Annotated in this window: 18 protein-coding genes; 16 read left to right on the top strand and 2 right to left on the bottom strand. The window is 70.8% G+C overall.

The window, feature by feature from the left end:
• The first annotated feature begins 1 nt into the window (after nucleotide 1).
• Complete coding sequence (locus ACF09J_RS16380) at nucleotides 2–547, top strand: HIT family protein (protein WP_392306081.1); 546 nt, start codon at nucleotides 2–4, stop codon at nucleotides 545–547.
• A gap of 42 nt (nucleotides 548–589) precedes the next feature.
• Here ACF09J_RS16380 and ACF09J_RS16385 read toward each other — a convergent pair whose 3' ends face one another.
• Complete coding sequence (locus tag ACF09J_RS16385) at nucleotides 590–2,257, bottom strand: hypothetical protein (protein ID WP_392306082.1); 1,668 nt, start codon at nucleotides 2,255–2,257, stop codon at nucleotides 590–592.
• Between the two features lie 169 nt (nucleotides 2,258–2,426).
• A complete protein-coding gene (locus tag ACF09J_RS16390) occupies nucleotides 2,427–4,625 on the bottom strand; it encodes an elongation factor G-like protein EF-G2 (RefSeq protein ID WP_392306083.1) in 2,199 nt (732 codons plus the stop codon).
• Nucleotides 4,626–4,852: 227 nt separating this feature from the next.
• On the opposite strand from ACF09J_RS16390, the gene pgsA reads away from it, so the two are divergent.
• The 15 genes from pgsA (at nucleotide 4,853) to ACF09J_RS16465 (ending at nucleotide 20,445) form a co-directional block, all read left to right on the top strand.
• Nucleotides 4,853–5,581: a phosphatidylinositol phosphate synthase gene (pgsA, locus tag ACF09J_RS16395; RefSeq protein ID WP_392306207.1), complete on the top strand. Its 729-nt coding sequence runs from the start codon at nucleotides 4,853–4,855 to the stop codon at nucleotides 5,579–5,581.
• Entirely contained in the window at nucleotides 5,578–6,507 is a 930-nt protein-coding gene (locus ACF09J_RS16400; protein WP_392306084.1) for a phosphatidylinositol mannoside acyltransferase, read from the top strand. The genes pgsA and ACF09J_RS16400 overlap by 4 nt, the downstream gene beginning before the upstream one ends.
• Nucleotides 6,504–7,667 (top strand): glycosyltransferase family 4 protein, encoded by a 1,164-nt coding sequence (locus ACF09J_RS16405; protein ID WP_392306085.1) that lies wholly within the window; start codon nucleotides 6,504–6,506, stop codon nucleotides 7,665–7,667. The genes ACF09J_RS16400 and ACF09J_RS16405 overlap by 4 nt, the downstream gene beginning before the upstream one ends.
• A 75-nt stretch (nucleotides 7,668–7,742) precedes the next feature.
• Complete coding sequence (locus ACF09J_RS16410) at nucleotides 7,743–8,285, top strand: hypothetical protein (RefSeq protein WP_392306086.1); 543 nt, start codon at nucleotides 7,743–7,745, stop codon at nucleotides 8,283–8,285.
• A gap of 205 nt (nucleotides 8,286–8,490) precedes the next feature.
• Entirely contained in the window at nucleotides 8,491–9,339 is an 849-nt protein-coding gene (gene pdxS / locus ACF09J_RS16415; RefSeq protein ID WP_202430709.1) for a pyridoxal 5'-phosphate synthase lyase subunit PdxS, read from the top strand.
• Between the two features lie 27 nt (nucleotides 9,340–9,366).
• Complete coding sequence (pdxT, locus tag ACF09J_RS16420; protein ID WP_392306087.1) at nucleotides 9,367–9,972, top strand: pyridoxal 5'-phosphate synthase glutaminase subunit PdxT; 606 nt, start codon at nucleotides 9,367–9,369, stop codon at nucleotides 9,970–9,972.
• A gap of 48 nt (nucleotides 9,973–10,020) precedes the next feature.
• Nucleotides 10,021–10,773, top strand: a complete 753-nt coding sequence (locus tag ACF09J_RS16425) for a YebC/PmpR family DNA-binding transcriptional regulator (protein ID WP_392306088.1) — start codon at nucleotides 10,021–10,023, stop codon at nucleotides 10,771–10,773.
• A gap of 174 nt (nucleotides 10,774–10,947) precedes the next feature.
• Nucleotides 10,948–11,526 (top strand): crossover junction endodeoxyribonuclease RuvC, encoded by a 579-nt coding sequence (gene ruvC / locus ACF09J_RS16430; RefSeq protein WP_392306089.1) that lies wholly within the window; start codon nucleotides 10,948–10,950, stop codon nucleotides 11,524–11,526.
• The gene (gene ruvA, locus ACF09J_RS16435; protein ID WP_392306090.1) at nucleotides 11,523–12,128 is read left to right on the top strand and encodes a Holliday junction branch migration protein RuvA; all 606 of its coding nucleotides are present in this window, start codon (nucleotides 11,523–11,525) and stop codon (nucleotides 12,126–12,128) included. Before ruvC ends, ruvA begins: the two co-directional genes overlap by 4 nt.
• 15 nt (nucleotides 12,129–12,143) lie before the next feature.
• A complete protein-coding gene (ruvB, locus tag ACF09J_RS16440; protein WP_392306091.1) occupies nucleotides 12,144–13,238 on the top strand; it encodes a Holliday junction branch migration DNA helicase RuvB in 1,095 nt (364 codons plus the stop codon).
• A gap of 165 nt (nucleotides 13,239–13,403) precedes the next feature.
• Nucleotides 13,404–13,913 (top strand): preprotein translocase subunit YajC, encoded by a 510-nt coding sequence (gene yajC / locus ACF09J_RS16445; RefSeq protein WP_392306092.1) that lies wholly within the window; start codon nucleotides 13,404–13,406, stop codon nucleotides 13,911–13,913.
• Between the two features lie 134 nt (nucleotides 13,914–14,047).
• Entirely contained in the window at nucleotides 14,048–15,784 is a 1,737-nt protein-coding gene (gene secD / locus ACF09J_RS16450) for a protein translocase subunit SecD (protein ID WP_392306093.1), read from the top strand.
• Nucleotide 15,785: 1 nt separating this feature from the next.
• Nucleotides 15,786–16,904 carry a protein translocase subunit SecF gene (gene secF / locus ACF09J_RS16455; RefSeq protein ID WP_392306094.1) on the top strand — a complete coding sequence of 373 codons (1,119 nt, stop codon included), beginning with the start codon at nucleotides 15,786–15,788 and terminating at the stop codon, nucleotides 16,902–16,904.
• Nucleotides 16,901–17,440, top strand: a complete 540-nt coding sequence (locus ACF09J_RS16460) for an adenine phosphoribosyltransferase (protein WP_392306095.1) — start codon at nucleotides 16,901–16,903, stop codon at nucleotides 17,438–17,440. Before secF ends, ACF09J_RS16460 begins: the two co-directional genes overlap by 4 nt.
• A 497-nt stretch (nucleotides 17,441–17,937) precedes the next feature.
• The gene (locus ACF09J_RS16465) at nucleotides 17,938–20,445 is read left to right on the top strand and encodes a RelA/SpoT family protein (RefSeq protein WP_392306096.1); all 2,508 of its coding nucleotides are present in this window, start codon (nucleotides 17,938–17,940) and stop codon (nucleotides 20,443–20,445) included.
• Nucleotides 20,446–20,500 lie beyond the last annotated feature (55 nt).

Raw genomic sequence — 20,500 nt, forward strand, 5'->3', positions numbered from 1 at the left:
CATGACGAGTGAGCCGGAGCAGCAGATCGGAGTGGGGACGCAGGACGCGTTCCAGCGCCTGTGGACGCCCCACCGGATGGCCTACATCCAGGGCGAGAACAAGCCGAGCGGCCCCGGTGCCGGCGACGGCTGCCCCTTCTGCTCGATCCCGGCCAAGTCCGACGAGGACGGCCTGATCGTCCGCCGCGGCGAGCTGGTGTACGCGGTGCTCAACCTCTACCCGTACAACGGCGGCCACCTCATGGTGGTGCCCTACCGGCACGTCGCCGACTACACCGACCTGACCGGGGCGGAGACCGCGGAGCTGGCGGAGCTGACCAAGCAGGCGGTGCGCGCGCTGCGCGCCGCCTCCGGAGCCCACGGTTTCAACATCGGCATGAACCAGGGCACGGTCGCGGGCGCCGGTATCGCCGCCCATCTGCACCAGCACGTCGTTCCCCGCTGGGGCGGTGACACCAACTTCATGCCCGTGATCGGCCACACGAAGGTCCTGCCGCAGCTTCTCGCCGACACCCGCAAGATGCTCGCGGAGGCCTGGCAGGCGTAGCCCGCCAGGGCCTGTTGCGACAGGCCCTGGACGGTCCGCGCCTCACGCGTCGTACGAGTCGGCCTTCTTCGGTGACGCGTCCTGGACGGCGCCGCTGAGGACCGAGGAGCGGGAGCCGAACTTCTCGACGTCCACACCGTTCTCCTTGAGGACCTTCAGCGCGGCGGCGTGCACCACCCGCAGTACCGGGGTGGCGGCGCGCAGCGCGTCGTCGGCCATGAAGCGGTGCCGCCAGGGCTGGTCGGCCCAGGCGTGCCGCAGGCCGAACGGTTCGGGCAGGGTGAGGTTGCCGCCGAGCCAGTTCAGCAGGGGCGGGTACCAGGACAGCGGGGCGCGGGCGGCGAGCCGTACGACCTCGTCGGCGTCGACCAGGGGCAGTTTGACCTTGCGGGTCTCCCAGAAGCGCAGTGCCTTCTGGACCGTTTTCTCCTTGGCCGCCGGCTTCTCGTTGAACAGGGGGTTGACCGGTCCGAGGGCGTGGCCGGTGACCTCGATGCGCAGGGTGTCGTGCAGCACGGTCACGGTGACCAGCATCGTGATGACGAGGTGGCCGTCCCAGAGGGTCCACTGCACGCCGAGGTAGTGGCGGTCGCCGCTGCCGAACTGCTGCTTGTTGCAGATGTCCTGTATGGCGTGGGTCTTGACCGTGTACGTCTCGACGTCGGTGCCGCTCGGCCGGGAGACCTCCTTGGCGTTCTCCCCGATGGGGGTGACGACCCAGTGGGTGACGGTCGGCTTGGGGAAGCCGCCGGTGTTGATGGAGGTGCGTTCGAGCATGGCCAGGCCGCCCTGGATCGCGGTGATGACGTCCCAGCTGCGGAAGGGGTGGAACTCCTTGCCGGGTTCGGCGGACACGAGTTCCTCGGCCAGTTGCCAGCTGCCCCAGCGCGTGCCCATGCCGAGTATGCCCTTGGGGCCCGCGTAGAAGACGGAGTTGGAGCGCTGTTCGGCGCTGAGCCGGGCGAGTTCCTTGCGGACCTGTTCGGCGGCGTCGCCGGGGCTGCCCGGCACGGCTTCGGGGATCTTGGCGCCCACGCCGCCGCCGGTCAGCAGGCCTTCCCAGCGCTCCCGCAGTTCGCGTGCGGAGCGTTCGCAGATCCGCTTGGCCCAGTACCAGCCGACCACGGGCATGACGACGGCCGCGCGTGCGTACCACGCCCAGAAGTCGCTGAAGGGCATCTTGACCAGGAAGAGCACGGCGAGTGCGGCGACGGCGACGAGCAGGGTGTTGGCGAGGGCGCCGGCCCGTTTGTCCTCGCGCTTGCTGACGGTGGCGCGCAGGGTGAACACCAGCAGCCATACGAGGAGCCCGGGCAGGAAGAGCAGCCCGCACAGTACGGTCACCGCCGTCAGCCAGTTGTCGCGGTCGCGGCGGATGCGGTGGGCCGCGAGGCAGTGCTCCACGACGACCTGGGGTTCGAGGCCGAAGGACTGGATGAGCGGTTTGCGTCCGGCGCCGAGCATGCGGTCGATCACGGCGCGGGAGAAGGCCTCGCCGAACCGGGGGCGGAAGATCTTCGCCCAGGAGCGCGGGAGGCTGACCGTGGACTGGTGCCATTCGTTGTCCGCGGCCAGGATCTTGGTCACTTCGTCGTCCCGGTACGCGGCCGCGGCGAGCGCGTTGGTCGCCGCGGTCTGTCCGGCCGTGCCGGACAGGGGCACCTGTGCCCCGGGACTGAAATCGAATCCGTCCGTCACTACCGCCCCCATTGCCGCCGCTCCTGCACCTGCGGCCTTCCCGACTTCCCTGCCCCGCACACCTGTTGATCAGGTCATCAGGGTATCGGCAGCGGCGCGCGTGGACAGGTGGACGGCCGGAGCCGTCCACCTGTCCGCAACGATTCGTTCCAGTACACCGGTTGTGCGCCGGGTGCGCCGACTATGAAGCTTCGCGCTCCTGTTGGCGTACGCGGTCGGCCACCTGGGGCGGCATCGGTTCGTGCCGCACGTAGCGGCGGTCGAAGCGGGCGGTGCCGTGGGACAGGGAGCGCAGGTCGATGGCGTAGCGGCCGATCTCGATCTCGGGCACTTCGGCGCGGATCAGGGTGCGGCCGCTGCCGACCTGTTCGGTGCCGAGGACCCGGCCGCGCCGTCCGGACAGGTCGCTCATCACGGGGCCGACGTAGTCGTCGCCGACCAGCACGGTCACCTCGGCCACCGGCTCCAGCAGGTGGATCCGCGCGTCGGTCGCGGCCTCCCGCAGCGCCAGTGCGCCCGCCGTCTGGAAGGCGGCGTCGGAGGAGTCCACCGAGTGGGCCTTGCCGTCGAGCAGGGTGACCCGTACGTCGATCAGCGGGTGGCCCGCGGCGACGCCCTTGGCCGCCTGGGTCCGTACGCCCTTCTCCACCGAGGGGATGAACTGCCGTGGCACGGCTCCGCCGACGACCTTGTCGACGAACTCGATGCCCGAGCCGCCCGGCAGCGGTTCCACCTCGATCTCGCAGATGGCGTACTGGCCGTGGCCGCCGGACTGCTTGACGTGCCGTCCGCGCCCCGCGGAGCGGTCCGCGAAGGTCTCCCGCAGCGAGACCCGGTGCGGTACGACGTCGACCTGGACGCCGTAGCGGCTGCGCAGCCGTTCCAGGGCGACGTCTGCGTGGGCCTCGCCCAGGCACCACAGCACCACCTGGTGGGTGTCCTGGTTCTGCTCCAGGCGCATCGTCGGGTCCTCCGCGACCAGCCGGGCCAGGCCCTGGGAGAGCTTGTCCTCGTCCGGTTTGCTGTGTGCCTGGATGGCCAGGGGCAGCAGCGGGTCGGGCATCTGCCAGGGCTCCATGAGCAGCGGGTCGTCCTTGGCGGAGAGCGTGTCACCGGTCTCCGCGCGGCCGAGTTTGGCCACGCACGCGAGGTCGCCGGCGATGACGTGGGTCACCGGCCGCTGCTGCTTGCCGAAGGGGGTGGACAGGGCGCCGACCCGCTCGTCGACGTCGTGGTCCTCGTGGCCGCGGTCGGCCAGGCCGTGTCCTGAGACGTGCACGGTCTCGTCGGGGCGCAGGGTGCCGGAGAAGACGCGGACGAGGGAGACCCGGCCGACGTAGGGGTCGGAGGAGGTCTTGACGATCTCCGCGACGAGCGGACCGTCCGGGTCGCACGGCCGCAGTTCGCGCGGTCCGCCGTCGACAGTGGTGACGGTGGGCGCCTCGTGTTCCAGCGGGGTGGGGAAGCCGCGGGTGATCAGTTCCAGGAGTTCCACGGTCCCGATGCCCTGCTTGGCGCCCTCGGCGGCGGGCGCGGCGGCCAGGACCGGGTGGAAGGCGCCGCGTGCGACGGCCCGTTCCAGGTCCTCGATGAGCGTTTTGACGTCGACCTGTTCGCCGCCGAGGTAGCGGTCCATGAGGGTCTCGTCCTCGCTCTCCGCGATGATGCCCTCGATCAGCCGGTTGCGGGCCTCCTCCAGTTGCGGCAGCTGGTCGTCGCCGGGTTCGGACTCCTTGCGCTCGCCGGAGGAGTAGTCGAACAGTTTCTTCGTCAGCAGTCCGACCAGGCCGGTCACGGGCGCGTGCCCGTCGGGTCCCTGCGCGCCGCGCAGCGGCAGGTAGAGCGGCAGTACGGCGTCGGGGTCGTCGGCGCCGAACGCCTCCGCGCACACCCGTGTCATCTCCTCGAAGTCCGCGCGGGCGGCCTCCAGGTGGGTGATCACGATGGCGCGGGGCATGCCGACGGCGGCGCACTCCTCCCAGACCATGCGGGTGGAGCCGTCCACGCCGTCGGAGGCCGAGACGACGAACAGGGCCGCGTCCGCGGCACGCAGACCGGCCCTGAGCTCGCCGACGAAGTCGGCGTAGCCGGGGGTGTCCAGCAGGTTGATCTTGATGCCGTCCCATTCGAGGGGCACCAGGGAGAGCTGCACCGAGCGTTGCTGCCGGTGCTCGATGTCGTCGTAGTCCGAGATGCTGCCGCCGTCCTCCACGCGGCCGGCGCGGTTCACCGCTCCCGCGGTCAGCGCGAGAGCCTCCACCAGGGTCGTCTTGCCCGATCCGGAGTGGCCGACCAGCACCACGTTGCGTACGGATGCGGGATGGTCGGCCGCCGTTGCCCTGCCGGCGGCTCCGGGGTGGGTCTGCGTCTTGTCGCCCATGATCCTGCCTCCCGTTGAGGGTGAGGTCACTGTGGGCGCGGACACGCGGCACCGCGTGCACTGGCGGCTCCTGCGACGCCCGCGGTTCTTCGAGCTTTCCACTCCCGTCACGTTGCGTCCATACGAGGGACCCGATCCCGCCGTCCGGCGGTGCCCCCGCGCGGGTGGCGGCCGGTGCTCAGGGAGGTCGGGCGCCCGGCCGCCGCGCACGCGCGTGCGTGGCTACGATGGGCCAGCCGGTGGCCAGCAGGGGCCGCCCGGCGACACCGACCCTCGGGAAGGCCATGCTGAACAAGTACGCGCGTGCATTCTTCACGCGTGTCCTCACACCGTTCGCCGCGTTTCTCATCCGCCGGGGCGTGAGCCCGGACACGGTCACGCTCATCGGGACCGCCGGAGTGGTCGCGGGGGCGCTGGTCTTCTACCCGCGGGGCGAGTTCTTCTGGGGCACGGTCGTGATCACGTTGTTCGTGTTCTCCGACCTCGTCGACGGCAACATGGCCCGCCAGCTCGGCCGCTCCAGCCGCTGGGGCGCCTTCCTGGACTCCACCCTCGACCGGGTCGCCGACGGCGCGATCTTCGGCGGGTTCGCCCTGTGGTACGCGGGCCACGGCGACGACAACGTGCTGTGCGCGGTGTCGATCTTCTGCCTGGCGAGCGGCCAGGTGGTGTCGTACACCAAGGCCAGGGGCGAGTCGATCGGTCTGCCGGTCGCCGTCAACGGGCTGGTCGAGCGTGCCGAGCGGCTGGTGATCTCGCTGGTCGCGGCCGGGTTCGCGGGACTGCACAAGTTCGGGGTGCCGGGCATCCAGTACCTGCTGCCGATCGCCCTGTGGATCGTCGCCGCGGGCAGCCTGGTCACGCTGGTCCAGCGGGTCGTCACGGTGCGCCGGGAGTCGGCCGAGGCGGAGGCCGACGCGGCCCGGCGCGAGCAGGGCAGCGAGGCGGCGAAATGACCGTGCGGGAGCGGCTCACCGACGGGCTGTACGGCCTCGGCTGGGGCACCGTGAAGAAGCTCCCCGAACCGGTCGCCGTGCGGCTCGGCCGTACCGTCGCCGACCTCGCCTGGAAGCAGCGGGGCAAGGGCGTGCGCCGGCTGGAGGGCAACTACGCGCGCGTGGTGCCCGACGCGACCCCCGAGCGCCTCGCCGAGCTGTCGCGTGCGGGGATGCGCTCGTACCTGCGCTACTGGATGGAGTCCTTCCGGCTGCCGGCCTGGAGCGCCGAGCGGATCAGGGCGGGCTTCGACCCCAAGGACGTGCACCACCTGACCGACGGCCTGGCGGCGGGCAAGGGCGTCGTCCTCGCCCTGCCCCACCTGGCCAACTGGGACCTGGCCGGTGCCTGGGTCACCACCGAGCTGAACACGCCGTTCACGACGGTCGCGGAGCGGCTGAAGCCGGAGACGCTCTACGACCGGTTCGTCGCCTACCGCGAGGGCCTCGGCATGGAGGTCCTGCCGCACAGCGGCGGCTCCGCGTTCGGCACGCTGGCCCGGCGGCTGCGCGACGGCGGCCTGGTCTGCCTGGTCGCGGACCGCGACCTGTCCTCCTCCGGGGTGGAGGTGATGTTCTTCGGCGAGACGGCCCGGATGCCCGCCGGACCCGCCCTCCTCGCCCAGCAGACGGGCGCGCTGCTGCTGCCCGTCACCCTGTGGTACGACGACTCGCCCGTCATGCGGGGCCGCGTCCACCCTCCGGTCGACGTGCCCGGGACAGGTACCCGGGCCGAGAAGACGTCTGTCATGACACAGGCGCTGGCCGACGCCTTCGCCACGGGGATCGCCGAGCATCCGGAGGACTGGCACATGCTGCAGCGCTTGTGGCTCGCGGACCTGGATCCGGAGCGGCGCCCCGCGGCTTCGGGGAAGGCGACGGCGTGAGGATCGGCATCGTCTGCCCCTACTCGTGGGACGTGCCCGGTGGTGTCCAGTTCCACATCCGGGACCTGGCGGAGTACTTCATCGGCCTCGGCCACGAGGTGTCCGTCCTCGCCCCCGCCGACGACGACACCCCGCTGCCGCCGTACGTCGTCTCGGCCGGCCGTGCGGTCCCGGTGCCGTACAACGGCTCGGTGGCCCGGCTGAACTTCGGCTTCCTGTCGGCGGCCCGGGTGCGGCGCTGGCTGCACGAGGGCAGGTTCGACGTGATCCACATCCACGAGCCGACCTCGCCGTCGCTCGGCCTGCTGAGCTGCTGGGCGGCCCAGGGCCCGATCGTCGCCACCTTCCACACCTCCAACCCCCGGTCGCGGGCGATGATCGCCGCGTACGCCATCCTCCAGGCGGCCCTGGAGAAGATCAGCGCGCGGATCGCGGTGAGCGAGTACGCCCGCCGCACCCTCGTCGAGCACCTCGGCGGCGACGCGGTGGTGATCCCCAACGGCGTCGACGTCGACTTCTTCGCCCGGGCCGAGGCCAAGCCGGAGTGGCAGGGGGACACGATCGGCTTCATCGGCCGCATCGACGAGCCCCGCAAGGGCCTGCCCGTGCTGATGAGGGCGCTGCCCGCGATCCTCGCCGCCCGGCCTGGGGCCCGGCTGCTGGTCGCGGGCCGCGGGGACGAGGAACAGGCGGTGGAGGAGCTGCCGAGGGAACTGCGCTCGCGCGTGCAGTTCGTCGGCATGATCAGCGACGAGGACAAGGCGCGGCTCCTGCGCAGCGTCGACCTGTACGTCGCCCCCAACACCGGCGGGGAGAGCTTCGGCATCGTCCTGGTCGAGGCCATGTCGGCCGGGGCCCCGGTCCTCGCCTCCGACCTGGACGCCTTCGCCCAGGTCCTGGACCAGGGCAAGGCCGGTGAACTCTTCGCCAACGAGGACGCCGGCGCGCTCGCCGAAGCCGCGGTGCGCCTGCTGTCCGACCCGTCCCGCCGGGCCGAACTGCGCGAACGCGGCAGCGCCCATGTGCGCCGCTTCGACTGGTCGACCGTCGGCGCCGATATCCTCTCCGTCTACGAGACGGTCACCGCCGGCGCGGCGGCCGTCGCCGCCGACGAACGCACCACGGGGCTGCGGGCCCGCCTCGGCCTGGCCCGCGACTGACCCCCGCCTCGGTGATCCGCCCGGGACGCAGGGCCCCGGCCGCCCGGGCGGGGCGTCCCGGTAGCCTTGCCGCCCGTGACCGTAACGCTCATCTGGATCGTCGTCGCGCTCGTAGCCGTCGGGCTGTACCTGAGCTGGACGGCGGGGCGCCTTGACCGGCTGCACTCCCGTATCGACGCCGCGCGGGCCGCGCTGGACGCCCAGTTGCTGCGCCGGGCCTCGGTGGCGCAGGAACTGGCCACCTCCGGCGTCCTCGACCCGGCCGCCTCCATCGTGCTGTACGAGGCCGCGCACGCCGCCCGGCAGGCCGAGGAGGAGCAACGGGAGGTCGCGGAGAGCGAGTTGAGCCAGGCCCTGCGGGCCGTGTTCGCCGAGGTCCCGCAGGTCGAGGCGGTGCGCGAGGCACCCGGGGGAGAGGAGGCGGCGCGCGAGCTGACCGAGGCCGTGCGCAGGGTGCCGATGGCCCGCCGCTTCCACAACGACGCCGTGGGAGCCGCCCGCCGGCTGCGCGAGCACCGCAAGGTGCGGTGGTTCCGGCTGGCCGGACACGCCCCCTTCCCGATGGCCTTCGAGATGGACGACGAGCCCCCGAAGGCCCTGGCGGAGCGGGCCGCCTGACGGGGAACGAGCGACCCGCTTTTGGACGGTGCCGGGCGAAAAGGATCCACCGGGTTTCCATTGGCCCTTGCCGTGGACTGGTCCAATCCCGTTTCCTCAGTGGCGCACCACACCCTCTTCTCACCAAGTGAGGTCACCCGTGTCCACCACGATTCCCGACTCCGCCCCGACTCCCGAGACCGGTACCGCCCGTGTGAAGCGCGGCATGGCCGAGCAGCTCAAGGGCGGCGTGATCATGGACGTCGTCACGCCGGAGCAGGCGAAGATCGCCGAGGACGCGGGCGCCGTCGCGGTCATGGCCCTGGAGCGTGTCCCCGCCGACATCCGCAAGGACGGCGGCGTGGCCCGCATGTCCGACCCGGACATGATCGAGGGCATCATCGACGCCGTCTCCATCCCGGTCATGGCCAAGTCCCGCATCGGCCACTTCGTCGAGGCCCAGGTCCTTCAGTCGCTCGGCGTCGACTACATCGACGAGTCCGAGGTGCTCACCCCGGCCGACGAGGTCAACCACTCCGACAAGTGGGCCTTCACCACGCCCTTCGTCTGCGGCGCCACCAACCTCGGCGAGGCCCTGCGCCGGATCGCCGAGGGCGCCGCGATGATCCGCTCCAAGGGCGAGGCCGGCACCGGCAACGTCGTCGAGGCCGTCCGTCACCTGCGCCAGATCAAGAACGAGATCGCCAGGCTGCGCGGCTTCGACAACCACGAGCTGTACGCCGCCGCCAAGGAGCTGCGCGCCCCGTACGAGCTCGTCAAGGAGGTCGCCGAGCTGGGCAAGCTCCCCGTCGTGCTGTTCTCCGCCGGCGGCGTGGCCACCCCCGCCGACGCGGCCCTGATGCGCCAGCTCGGCGCCGAGGGCGTCTTCGTCGGCTCCGGCATCTTCAAGTCCGGCGACCCGGCCAAGCGCGCCGCCGCCATCGTGAAGGCCACCACCTTCTACGACGACCCGAAGATCATCGCGGACGCGTCCCGCAACCTCGGCGAGGCCATGGTCGGCATCAACTGCGACACCCTCCCCGAGACCGAGCGCTACGCCAACCGCGGCTGGTAAGCACAGGCCCACAGGTACAAGAACCCCATGAACACTCCTGTCATCGGCGTCCTGGCCCTCCAGGGCGACGTACGGGAGCACCTCGTCGCCCTGGCCTCGGCGGACGCCGTGGCCAGGCCGGTGCGGCGCCCCGAAGAACTCGCCGAGGTCGACGGCCTCGTCCTCCCTGGTGGCGAGTCCACCACCATCTCGAAGCTGGCCGTCCTCTTCGGAGTGATGGACCCTCTCCGCGCGCGCGTGCGTGACGGCATGCCCGTCTACGGCACCTGCGCCGGCATGATCATGCTCGCCGACAAGATCCTCGACCCGCGCTCGGGCCAGGAGACCGTCGGCGGAATCGACATGATCGTGCGCCGCAACGCCTTCGGACGGCAGAACGAGTCGTTCGAGGCCTCCGTCGACGTCAAGGGCGTCCCGGGCGAACCGGTGGAGGGCGTCTTCATCCGTGCCCCCTGGGTCGAGTCCGTCGGCGCCGGGGCCGAGGTGCTCGCCGAGCACGACGGCCACATCGTCGCGGTCCGCCAGGGCAACGCGCTGGCCACGTCGTTCCACCCGGAGCTGACCGGCGACCACCGTGTGCACGCCCTGTTCGTCGACATGGTGCGCGCGAACCGGACACCCGAGTCCTTGTAGGATTCCTGCGTTCGTTACGCAGACGGGTTACGCGAAGGAGACAGGCAGATGTCCGGCCACTCTAAATGGGCCACGACGAAGCACAAGAAGGCCGTCATCGATGCCAAGCGCGGCAAGCTCTTCGCGAAGCTGATCAAGAACATCGAGGTCGCGGCTCGCATGGGCGGCGTCGACCTGGACGGCAACCCGACGCTCTACGACGCCGTGCAGAAGGCCAAGAAGCAGTCGGTGCCGAACAAGAACATCGACTCGGCCATCAAGCGCGGCGGCGGTCTCGAGGCCGGCGGCGCCGACTACGAGACGATCATGTACGAGGGCTACGGGCCGAACGGTGTCGCGGTGCTCATCGAGTGCCTCACCGACAACCGCAACCGCGCCGCCTCCGACGTCCGCGTCGCCATGACCCGCAACGGCGGCTCCATGGCCGACCCGGGCTCGGTGTCGTACCTGTTCAACCGCAAGGGCGTGGTGATCGTCCCCAAGGGCGAGCTGTCGGAGGACGACGTCCTGACGGCCGTCCTGGACGCCGGCGCCGAGGAGGTCAACGACCTCGGCGAGTCCTTCGAGGTGCTCAGCGAGGCCACCGACCTGGTCGCGGTCCGCACCGCCCTCCAGGAGGCCGGCATCGACTACGACTCCGCCGAGGCCAACTTCGTCCCCACCATGCAGGTGGAGCTGGACGAGGAGGGCGCCCGGAAGATCTTCAAGCTGATCGACGCTCTCGAGGACAGCGACGACGTGCAGAACGTCTTCGCCAACTTCGACGTCAGCGACGAGATCATGGAGAAGGTCGAGGCGTAGGGCCGCCGCGGCGTCGCGGGCTTGGACGGGCCGGTGGGACATTCCCGCCGGCCCGCCGTCGTTGTCGGTGGCACCGCCGTCGTTGTCAGTGGCAGCGGATAGCCTGGCGTCAGGCAAAGATCACTCAAAGATCGCCGCCATGACCACGACCATGTCATGAGGGGAGGGACACGCGTGCGCGTACTGGGAGTCGACCCCGGACTCACCCGCTGCGGCGTCGGTGTCGTCGAGGGGGTCGCGGGCCGGCCGCTGGCCATGCTCGGCGTCGGAGTCGTCCGCACCCCCGCGGACGCCGACCTGAGCCACCGTCTGTTCGCCCTCGAACAGGGGATGGAGCGCTGGCTTGACGAGCACCGCCCCGAATACGTGGCGGTGGAGCGCGTGTTCAGCCAGCACAACGTGCGCACGGTGATGGGCACCGCCCAGGCCAGCGCCGTCGCGATGCTCTGCGCCGCCCGCCGCGGCATCCCGGTCGCGCTGCACACCCCCAGCGAGGTCAAGGCCGCCGTCACCGGCAGCGGCCGCGCCGACAAGGCCCAGGTCGGCGCCATGGTCACCCGGCTGCTGCGGCTCGCCGCACCCCCCAAGCCGGCCGACGCCGCCGACGCCCTCGCCCTGGCCATCTGCCACATCTGGCGAGCGCCCGCCCAGAACCGGCTCCAGCAGGCCGTCGCCGCGCACGCGGCCGGACACCCGACGACGACCACGACGACTACCACGACCACGACGACAACGAAAGGCCGTACGGCATGATCGCCTTCGTCAGCGGCACGGTCGCAGCCCTCGCTCCCGACGCCGCGGTGATCGAGGTCGGCGGCGTCGGCATGGCCGTGCAGTGCACCCCGAACACGCTGTCCGCGCTCCGCCTCGGCCGGCCGGCCAAGGTCGCCACCTCCCTCGTCGTACGCGAGGACTCGCTGACCCTCTACGGCTTCGCGGACGACGACGAGCGCCAGGTCTTCGAACTGCTCCAGACCGCAAGCGGCGTGGGACCACGGCTCGCCCAGGCGATGCTGGCCGTGCACACGCCCGACGCCCTGCGCCGCGCCGTCGCCACCGGCGACGAGAAGGCCCTCACCGCCGTTCCGGGCATCGGCAAGAAGGGCGCCCAGAAGCTCCTCCTCGAGCTCAAGGACCGGCTCGGCGAGCCCGTCGGCGCCCCCGCCGTGGGCGCCCCGGTCACCCAGGGCTGGCGCGACCAGCTCCACGCGGCGCTGATCGGCCTCGGGTACGCCACCCGTGAGGCCGACGAGGCGGTGACCGCCGTGGCTCCCCGGGCCGAGACCGCCGGGGGCACGCCCCAGGTGGGCCAGTTGCTCAAGGCGGCCCTGCAGACCCTGAACCGAGCCCGCTGAGCCAGGAGTACGTGAGTGAACTGGGACGACACTTCCGACACGCCCGCCGCAGAGGGGCTCACCGGCCCCGCGGCGGAGCGGCTGGTGGGCTCCGCCGCCGACGGTGAGGACCAGGCCGTCGAGGCCGCCCTGCGCCCCAAGGACCTGGGCGAGTTCATCGGCCAGGAGAAGGTCCGCGAACAGCTCGACCTCGTGCTGCGCGCCGCCCGGGCGCGCGGCGCCACCGCCGACCACGTGCTGCTGTCCGGCGCCCCCGGCCTGGGCAAGACCACCCTGTCCATGATCATCGCGGCCGAGATGGGCGCCCCCATCCGCATCACCTCGGGCCCCGCCATCCAGCACGCCGGCGACCTCGCGGCCATCCTGTCCTCCCTCCAGGAGGGCGAGGTGCTCTTCCTCGACGAGATCCACCGCATGTCGAGGCCCGCCGAGGAGATGCTCTACATGGCGATGGAGGACTTCCGGGTCGACGTGATCGTCGGCAAGGGCCCCGGCGCCACCGCCATCCCGCTCGAACTGCCTCCCTTCACCCTCGTCGGCGCCACGACACGCGCGGGCCTGCTGCCGCCCCCGCTGCGCGACCGCTTCGGCTTCACCGCGCACATGGAGTTCTACGGGCCCGCTGAGCTGGAGCGCGTCGTCCACCGCTCGGCGAACCTCCTCGACGTACGGATCGAGACCGAAGGAGCAGCCGAGATCGCCGGCCGCTCCCGGGGCACCCCGCGCATCGCCAACCGACTGCTGCGCCGCGTCCGCGACTACGCGCAGGTCAAGGCCGACGGAACCATCACACGCGAGATCGCCGCCGCCGCCCTGGCCGTCTACGAGGTCGACGCCCGCGGCCTCGACCGGCTCGACCGGGCGGTCCTCGAGGCCCTGCTGAAGCTGTTCGGCGGCGGACCGGTCGGTGTGTCGACGCTCGCGGTCGCCGTGGGGGAGGAGCGTGAGACCGTCGAGGAGGTCGCCGAGCCGTTCCTCGTCCGCGAGGGGCTGCTCGCCCGCACCCCGCGCGGCCGTGTCGCCACGCCCGCGGCCTGGGCACATCTCGGTCTGACCCCGCCCGGCTCGCAAGCTGCGGGAAACGGACAACAGGGCCTGTTCGGGGCGTGAGGGCCGCGGTATTGGCCCGCGGAGGAACCCAGGTGTCATGCTGAGCGTTGTTCCATGCATGCGGACTCGCCTAGACTCCGCCGATGCCGCCTTTGTAGGCAGTACACATACCCCCAACCAATCAGGCCGCTCCCCATCGCGGTCGTGTGAAGGAAGTTCCGACCCGTGAGTCTCGTGACCCTCCTCCCGTTCATCGTGCTCATCGGGGCCATGTTCCTGATGACCCGGTCGGCCAAGAAGAAGCAGCAGCAGGCCGCCAATATGCGCGACCAGATGCAGCCCGGTAGTGGTGTCCGCACCATCGGGGGCATGTACGCCACGGTCAAGGAGGTCAACGACGACACGGTCCTCCTCGACGCGGGCCCGGGCGTCGAGCTGCTCTTCGCCAAGAACGCGATCGCGACCGTCCTGACGGACGACGAGTACAACCGCATCGTCCACGGCGTCGAGCACGACCTGAAGACCGACGCCGACCTCGTCCCCGACGACGCCTCCTCCCTCACCGGTGCCGACGAGCCCGCCGACGCCTCCGACGACAAGTCCGTCGACCTCGGCAAGAAGGACGCGGCCGAGGAGCCGGCGGACGCCGCCGAGGCCAAGACCGAGGACGAGCCGGAGAAGACCGACGGCGACTCCGAGGCCAAGAAGACCCAGGGCGACTCCGAGGCGAAGTAGTCACCACCCAGGGCGCGCGGCACCACCTGCGCGCGCCCTGAGTCGCGTCGACTTCGCGCGGGATTCCGACACCATGTGATGGCCGTCGCCGAGCCCACCCGGCGCGGGACGGCCCGAGAGGGAGTAGCTAAAAGGTGGCTGTATCCAAAAAGGGACGCAGTGCGAGCGCCCAGAGCAAGCCGGGGCGCTCGCTGGCCCTCATTCTGATCGCCATCGTGGCGCTCACGGGAGGCATGTTCCTCACGGGCAACACCGCTCCGCGCCTGGGCATCGACCTGGCCGGCGGTACGAGCATCACGCTGCGGGCGGTTCCGGAGCGCGGTCAGGAATCCGCGATCAACAAGGCCAACATGGACACGGCCGTCAACATCATGGAACGGCGTGTCAACGGTCTCGGTGTCTCGGAGGCCGAGGTCCAGACCCAGGGGAACGACAACATCATTGTCAACATCCCCAAGGGCACCAACTCCAAGCAGGCGCGGGAGCAGGTCGGTACCACCGCCAAGCTGTACTTCCGTCCGGTCCTCGCCACCGACGTCACGGGCGCCGCCCCGGCCGAGCCGTCGCCCAGCACCTCCCACAAGGCGACCGACAAGTCCACCGGCGAGCCGACCCCCTCCGGCTCCCCGAGCCCCTCGGCCTCCGAGACCCAGCAGGGCCGCCCGGTCACCAGCGCCCTGAAGGCGGACGCCACCCCGGCCGCGTCGACGAGCCCGTCGGCCTCCGCCAGCCCGTCTCCGAGCGGTGGCTCCGGTGACGCGAACAGCAAGCTCGAGGCCGAGTACGCCGCCCTGGACTGCAGCAAGCAGGACGTGCGCACCACCGCCGGCAAGGGCGTGCTGCCCACCGAGTCGACCGTCGCCTGCGGCAAGGGCTCGCAGGGCCAGTGGCAGAAGTACCTGCTCGGCCCCGCCCAGGTGGACGGCACCGACGTGAAGAAGGCGGACGCCGTCTTCAACACGCAGACCGCCTCCGGCTGGACCGTGACCATGGAGTTCACCTCCAAGGGCGCCAAGAAGTTCGCCGACATCACCGGCAAGCTGGCCCAGAACCCCTCGCCGCAGAACCAGTTCGCCATCGTCCTCGACGGCGACGTCGTCTCCGACCCGTACGTTCACGAGGCGCTGACCGGCGGCAGCGCGGAGATCTCCGGCCACTTCACCCAGGATGACGCGCAGAGCCTCGCCAACATGCTCTCCTACGGCGCGCTGCCGCTGACCTTCAAGGAGGACAGCGTCACCACCGTCACCGCCGCGCTCGGCGGTGAGCAGCTCCACGCCGGTCTGATCGCGGGCGCCATCGGCCTCGGCCTCGTCGTGATCTACCTGGTGGTCTACTACCGCGGACTGGCGATGATCGCCATCGCCTCCCTGATGGTCTCCGCGGTCCTCACCTACACGCTCATGTCGCTGCTCGGCCCGACCATCGGCTTCGCGCTGAACCTGCCGGCCGTGTGCGGCGCCATCGTCGCGATCGGTATCACAGCGGACTCCTTCATCGTGTTCTTCGAACGCATAAGGGACGAGATCCGCGAGGGCCGTTCGCTGCGTCCTGCCGTGGAGCGCGGCTGGCCGCGGGCCCGGCGCACCGTCCTCGTCTCGGACTTCGTGTCGTTCCTGGCCGCCGCCGTGCTGTTCATCGTGACCGTCGGCAAGGTGCAGGGCTTCGCGTTCACGCTCGGTCTGACCACGCTGCTCGACGTGGTCGTCATCTTCCTGTTCACCAAGCCGCTGATGACGATCCTCGCCCGCCGCAAGTTCTTCGCCAGCGGCCACACCTGGTCCGGTCTGGACCCCAAGCGCCTGGGTGCCAAGCCTCCGCTGCGCCGCACCCGCCGCCCCTCCGCCCGCACCGAGACGAAGGAGGCGTGAGGTGTCCAAGCTCGGCAACCTCGGCGCCCGACTGCACCATGGCGAGGTCGGCTACGACTTCATCAAGAACCGCAAGATCTGGTACGGCATCTCGATCCTGATCACCATCACGGCGATCCTGGGCCTGGCGGTACGCGGCCTGAACATGGGCATCGAGTTCCAGGGCGGTGCGGTCTTCACCACGCCGAAGCACATGAGTGCGTCGGTGGCCCAGGCCGAGGACTTCGCGCACGCCGCCTCCGGCCAGGAGTCGATCGTCCAGAAGCTCGGTGACGGCAGCCTGCGCATCCAGATCGCCGGCATCGAGACCGGGAAGTCCGACCAGATCAAGGAAGACCTGGCCAAGGACCTCAAGGTCAACCCGGAGCACATCAACGCGGACCTGGTCGGCCCGAGCTGGGGCGAGCAGATCGCCAACAAGGCCTGGCAGGGCCTGGCGATCTTCATGGTCCTGGTCGTGATCTACCTGGCGATCGCGTTCGAGTGGCGCATGGCGCTCGCCGCGCTCGTCGCGCTGATCCACGACCTGACGATCACCACCGGTGTCTACGCCCTCGTCGGCTTCGAGGTCACGCCCGGTACGGTGATCGGTCTGCTGACGATCCTCGGTTACTCGCTCTACGACACGGTCGTCGTCTTCGACAGCCTCAAGGAGCAGACGAAGGACATCACCCGGCAGACCCGCTGGACGTACAGCGAGATCGCGAACCGCTCGATCAACGGCACGCTGATCCGGTCGATCAACACCACCGTGGTGGCGCTGCTGCCGGTGGCGGGCCTGCTGTTCATCGGCGGTGGTGTGCTCGGCGCGGGCATGCTGAACGACATCTCGCTGTCGCTGTTCGTCGGCCTCGCGGCCGGTGCGTATTCCTCGATCTTCATCGCCACGCCGCTCGTCGCCGACCTCAAGGAGCTCGAGCCGCCGATGAAGGCCCTCAAGAAGCGCGTCCTCGCCAAGCGGGCGCAGGCGGCGGCGCAGGGCGAGCCCCTGGACGCGGAGGCCGCCGGTGTCACCGCCGGTGACGACGCGGAGGACGCCGCGCCGGCCGTGGTGGGTCCGCGCGACCAGTCCGCCGCCCGTGGCCGTGGCCGCGGCCGACCCTCGGGGAAGCGTCGATGACCGACATCCAGGAGCTGCTGCTCAGCCGCATCCGTGATGTGGCCGACTATCCGGAGCCGGGGGTGATGTTCAAGGACATCACCCCGCTCCTGGCCGATCCGGCGGCGTTCGCCGTCCTCACGGACGCGCTGGCTGAGGTGGGCACGCGGGAAGGGGCGACGAAGGTCGTCGGCCTGGAGGCCCGCGGCTTCATCCTCGGCGCCCCGGTCGCGCTCCGCTCGGGGCTCGGCTTCATCCCCGTGCGCAAGGCGGGCAAGCTCCCCGGAGCGACGCTCAGCCAGGCGTACGACCTGGAGTACGGGTCGGCGGAGATCGAGGTCCACGCGGAGGATCTGAGCGCCGGGGACCGTGTTCTCGTCGTCGACGACGTGCTCGCCACGGGAGGTACGGCGGAGGCGTCCATCCAGCTCATCCGGCGGGCGGGAGCCGAGGTCGCCGGGGTGGCGGTGCTGATGGAACTCGGTTTCCTCGGCGGCCGCGCCCGCCTGGAACCGGCCTTGTCGGGGGCCCCACTGGAGTCCCTTCTCCGCCTGTGACCCAACAGAGTCTGTGTGCGACCCGACGGGGGCCCGGGGCTGTCGCCCCGGGCCCCCGCCTCTTTCGGGGCTGCGCCCCGATGGGCGGAAGGGCCCCCGTCCCGGGGGGCTCCGCCCCAGACCCGAGCCCTGGGGCTTCGCCTCAGACCCCAGCGGGGCTCTGCCCCCTGCACCCCCCTGTCCACCCACCAGCCCGTCTCGCTGGGTGGCAGCGGCCTCGACTCTGGGCCTTGCCCCAGCCCCGGCGCTGCTGCGCCCCGGCCCCAAGCACCCCTGGTTTCCCACCCCGCGCAGGCCCCGCCGGGGGATCCGGACCAGCCGTTCCCGGAGGCGTGCGGGTGGGGGAAACGGGGGTACCGGAATCGTGTGTCCGACTTGTGTGTTTGTACCGTAAACCGTCCTTCGATCGGGCTGGAGGGGATCCTGGGGCTCTGGATCGCTACCATGGGGGCTCCGGAGCCTGACCGGGGGACCCGGATCGCGCACGAGGAGTCCTCTTGCCAGACGAGGCCCAGCCACTGACCGCCGCCAAGCCCGAGTCCGCCTCGGCGCCCGCGGCCAAGCCCGCGCCGCACGCGAAGAGCGACAACCGTGGGACGGTGGAGCACGCCCAGTCCGCCCCCGTCGGCCAGACGAGCGAGGCCGCGCGTGCCAAGCCGGCGCAGCCCGTCGTGCGCCCCTCCGCCGGGCAGCCCGGCCGGTCCGGCTCCTCCAACCGCGTCCGCGCCCGCCTCGCCCGTCTCGGCGTGCAGCGCGCCAACCCGTACAACCCGGTCCTCGAGCCGCTGCTGCGGATAGTGCGCAGCAACGATCCCAAGATCGAGAACTCGACCCTGCGCCAGATCGAGCGCGCCTACCAGGTCGCCGAGCGCTGGCACCGCGGCCAGAAGCGCAAGAGCGGCGACCCGTACATCACGCACCCGCTCGCCGTCACCACCATCCTCGCCGAGCTCGGCATGGACCCGGCCACCCTGATGGCGGGGCTGCTGCACGACACCGTCGAGGACACGGAGTACGGCCTGGACCAGCTCCGCCGCGACTTCGGCGACACCGTCGCCCTGCTCGTCGACGGCGTCACCAAGCTGGACAAGGTCAAGTTCGGCGAGGCCGCGCAGGCCGAGACCGTGCGCAAGATGGTAGTCGCCATGGCCAAGGACCCCCGCGTCCTGGTCATCAAGCTCGCCGACCGCCTGCACAACATGCGCACCATGCGCTACCTCAAGCGGGAGAAGCAGGAGAAGAAGGCCCGCGAGACGCTCGAGATCTACGCCCCGCTCGCCCACCGGCTGGGCATGAACACCATCAAGTGGGAGCTGGAGGACCTCGCCTTCGCGATCCTCTACCCCAAGATGTACGACGAGATCGTCCGCCTCGTCGCCGAGCGCGCCCCCAAGCGCGACGAGTACCTCGCGATCGTGACCGACGAGGTCCAGGCCGATCTGCGCGCCGCGCGCATCAAGGCGACCGTCACCGGCCGACCCAAGCACTACTACAGCGTCTACCAGAAGATGATCGTCCGCGGCCGTGACTTCGCGGAGATCTACGACCTGGTGGGCATCCGCGTCCTCGTCGACACGGTCCGCGACTGCTACGCCGCCCTCGGCACCGTGCACGCGCGATGGAACCCGGTCCCCGGCCGGTTCAAGGACTACATCGCGATGCCCAAGTTCAACATGTACCAGTCGCTGCACACGACGGTGATCGGCCCCAACGGCAAGCCGGTCGAGCTGCAGATCCGCACCTTCGACATGCACCGCCGCGCCGAGTACGGCATCGCCGCGCACTGGAAGTACAAGCAGGAGGCCGTGGCCGGCGCCTCCAAGGTGCGTACCGACGCACCGAAGGGCTCCGCCAAGGACAAGGACGCCATCAACGACATGGCGTGGCTGCGGCAGTTGCTGGACTGGCAGAAGGAGACCGAGGACCCCGGCGAGTTCCTGGAGTCGCTGCGCTTCGACCTGTCCCGCAACGAGGTCTTCGTCTTCACGCCCAAGGGCGACGTCATAGCGCTCCCGGCCGGCGCCACCCCCGTGGACTTCGCGTACGCCGTCCACACGGAGGTCGGCCACCGCACCATAGGGGCACGCGTCAACGGCAGGCTCGTCCCGCTGGAGTCGACCCTGGACAACGGCGACCTGGTGGAGGTCTTCACCTCCAAGGCCGCCGGCGCCGGCCCCTCCCGCGACTGGCTCGGCTTCGTCAAGTCCCCGCGCGCCCGCAACAAGATCCGGGCCTGGTTCTCCAAGGAGCGCCGGGACGAGGCGATCGAGCAGGGCAAGGACGCCATCGTCCGGGCGATGCGCAAGCAGAACCTGCCGATCCAGCGCATCCTGACCGGCGACTCCCTGGTCACCCTCGCGCACGAGATGCGCTACTCCGACATCTCCGCGCTCTACGCGGCGATCGGCGAGGGCCACGTCTCCGCGCAGAACATCGTGCAGAAGCTGGTGCAGGCGCTCGGCGGCGAGGAGGCGGCCACCGAGGAGATCGACGAGAGCGTGCCGCCCTCGCGCGGACGCTCCCGCAAACGCCGCTCCAGCGCCGACCCCGGTGTCGTCGTCAAGGGTGTCGACGACGTGTGGGTCAAGCTGGCCCGGTGCTGCACTCCGGTCCCCGGCGACCCGATCATCGGCTTCGTCACGCGGGGCAGTGGTGTATCGGTTCACCGCAGCGACTGCGTCAACGTGGAGTCACTGTCCCGTGAGCCGGAGCGCATCCTCGACGTCGAGTGGGCGCCCACCCAGTCCTCGGTCTTCCTGGTCGCCATCCAGGTCGAGGCCCTGGACCGCTCCCGCCTGCTCTCGGACGTCACCCGCGTGCTGTCGGACCAGCACGTCAACATCCTCTCCGCGGCCGTCCAGACCTCACGCGACCGCGTCGCCACCTCCCGCTTCACCTTCGAGATGGGCGACCCCAAGCACCTCGGGCACGTCCTGAAGGCCGTACGGGGTGTGGAGGGCGTCTACGACGTCTACCGGGTCACCTCGGCGCGCAGCCGGGCGTAGCCGCCGAGTTGAACGAAGAGCACGGCTGAGGGCCCCCGCAGCACCTGCGGGGGCC

Source organism: Streptomyces sp. NPDC014889 (assembly GCF_043081205.1).
Classification (GTDB): Bacteria; Actinomycetota; Actinomycetes; order Streptomycetales; family Streptomycetaceae; genus Streptomyces.